Annotated in this window: 2 protein-coding genes and 1 pseudogene; 2 read left to right on the forward strand and 1 reads right to left on the reverse strand. The window is 30.3% G+C overall.

The window, feature by feature from the left end:
• Positions 1-247: 247 nt before the first annotated feature.
• Entirely contained in the window at positions 248-1,354 is a 1,107-nt protein-coding gene (ald, locus tag GIL12_RS09920) for an alanine dehydrogenase (RefSeq protein WP_163470311.1), read from the forward strand.
• A 25-nt stretch (positions 1,355-1,379) separates the two neighbouring features.
• Complete coding sequence (locus tag GIL12_RS09925) at positions 1,380-1,661, forward strand: HU family DNA-binding protein (RefSeq protein WP_163470312.1); 282 nt, start codon at positions 1,380-1,382, stop codon at positions 1,659-1,661.
• A 68-nt stretch (positions 1,662-1,729) separates the two neighbouring features.
• On the opposite strand, the pseudogene GIL12_RS09930 reads toward GIL12_RS09925, so the two are convergent.
• A pseudogene (locus tag GIL12_RS09930) lies at positions 1,730-2,116 on the reverse strand (glutamine synthetase type III); the annotation flags it as partial.

The following is a 2,116-nucleotide window of genomic DNA, read 5'->3' on the forward strand; positions in this document are numbered from 1 at the left end:
CACATCCTTTCTTTTGGTGTCGCAACTTAATTGTAACGGATTTTTTTATTTGTCTCAATTTTTTTTTGCAAAAAATAAAGGCATTAGTATTTTTACAAATACCAACACCAAATATTATAGACCCAAATTATACTGGTAGATTATGACTAATGTATCAGTATTTTTTATTTACATAAAAATTGCTAAATTAGAAAATATCTAGTATAATAAGATTAAAGATTAGGGAAAATAGTTAGGAGGCTTTTTTATGAAAATTGGGATACCTAAAGAGAAAAAGAATAATGAAAATAGAGTTGGCTTAACAGATGCAGGAGTAGGGCAACTAGTTCTTGACGGTAATGAAGTCTATGTTCAAAGGGGAGCAGGATTAGGAGTAGGAGTATCTGATGAAGATTATATTTCAAGTGGGGCAATTTTAGTTGAAACAACAACGGAAATATTTAAAAAAGCAGAACTTATTATAAAAGTTGAAAGACCAATAGAGTGTGAAAGAAGATTATTGAGACCTCATCATATTCTATATGGGTATTTACATTTAGCTGCAGACAAGCATTCAACAGAACAATTGGTGGAATCAGGTGCAACTTGTATAGGTTATGAAACCATTGTTTTACCTGATGGATCAATTCCTTTATTATCTCCAATGTCAGAAGTTGCTGGAAAAATGGCAGTTCAAGTTGGCGGATTTTATTTGCAAAAAACAAAGGGAGGAAAGGGAATAGTTTTAGGTGGAGTTCCTGGAGTTGAAAGAGGTAAAGTTGTAGTATTAGGTGCTGGGGCAGCAGGGCAAAGTGCTATAAAAACAGCAGTTGGATTAGGAGCTGAAGTTGTTGCTATAGATATAAATACAAATAAGCTTAGATATTTAGATGATATATACAAATCTCAAGTAACAACTCTATATTCCACACCAAGAAATATAGAAGAAGCAGTTGCTTCTGCAGATTTATTAATAGGAACAGTACTGATACCTGGAGGAAAAGCTCCTTGTTTAGTAACAAAAAAATATATCAATAATATGGGTAAAGGAAGTGTTATTGTTGACGTTGCAATAGATCAAGGTGGATGTTTTGAAACTTCAAAAGTAACCTCTCATGAAAGACCAATTTATTGTATAAATGGTGTACTTCATTATTGTGTTAGCAATATGGCAGGAGCTTATCCTATAACATCTACATTATCCCTTGAAAATGCGTCATTAAAATATGCAAGGGCGATAGCAAATAATGGATTAAAAACAGCTTGTGGGAAATATCCAGAATTAGTTAGAGGTATAAATATAATGAATCATAGGGTAACTTGTAGAAAGGTAGCTGATAGTTTGGGAATGGATTATGTTGGAGTAGGTTTTTAAGAAATTAAAAGTAGGGGGCAAAATAATGGTAAAAAAAGATTTTATTCAATTATATTCTGAAGTAAATGATGTGAAAGATTTAAAGTGTGCCAAGGAAGATGTTGAACGTTTTTTAAATACTTTAAAAATTGCTTTAACTAAAGAAAAAGAATTGGTATTTAGAAATTTTGGTTCATTTGAAGTTAGAAAAACAAAGGAAAGAGATGTTGTTGATCCAAAGGATTCAAATAATATCATAAAGGCTAAACCTAGAAAATATGTTAAGTTTAAAATTAGTAGAAAAATAGAAGATGATTTAGCAGATTAAAAATATTTATTAATAAAAAAGGATTGAATGATAACATTCAATCCTTTTTTTGTATTGTACAAGTTAGATTATAATTTAAATAATAAGTCTTCATAAATAGGGAAAGGCCAAATATTTTTTTCACAAACTAGCTCTAAAGTATCAGCCCAAGTTACAAGATGATCAATTTTAGGAGTTATATGAGTATGATAAAATACAGCTCTCTCATATTGATCTTTTATGTTAATAGCAGTATCAAAGGCTTTTTCCAGTTCTCCTAGGGAATTTCTCAAATGTTCTTTAGCATTTAAAACCTTAAGAACATGTTTTCTATCCCCTTCAATTAATTCATTATTCTCAGAACCAATAACTGATTTTATGTTATTAATAGCAGTTGAAAGGTTGTTTAAATGCTTCATAACAGCTGGATAAATTTCATTTCTAGCCATTCTAATAGCTGTTGAAGTTTCAATATG

It is taken from the genome of Fusobacterium sp. IOR10 (assembly GCF_010367435.1).
Taxonomy (GTDB): Bacteria; Fusobacteriota; Fusobacteriia; order Fusobacteriales; family Fusobacteriaceae; genus Fusobacterium_B.

Excerpts from the sequence above, each read along its gene's own strand:
- ald (WP_163470311.1), top strand. The coding sequence starts at position 248 with ATGAAAATTGGGATACCTAAAGAGAAAAAGAATAATGAAAATAGAGTT.
- GIL12_RS09925 (WP_163470312.1), top strand. The coding sequence starts at position 1,380 with ATGGTAAAAAAAGATTTTATTCAATTATATTCTGAAGTAAATGATGTG.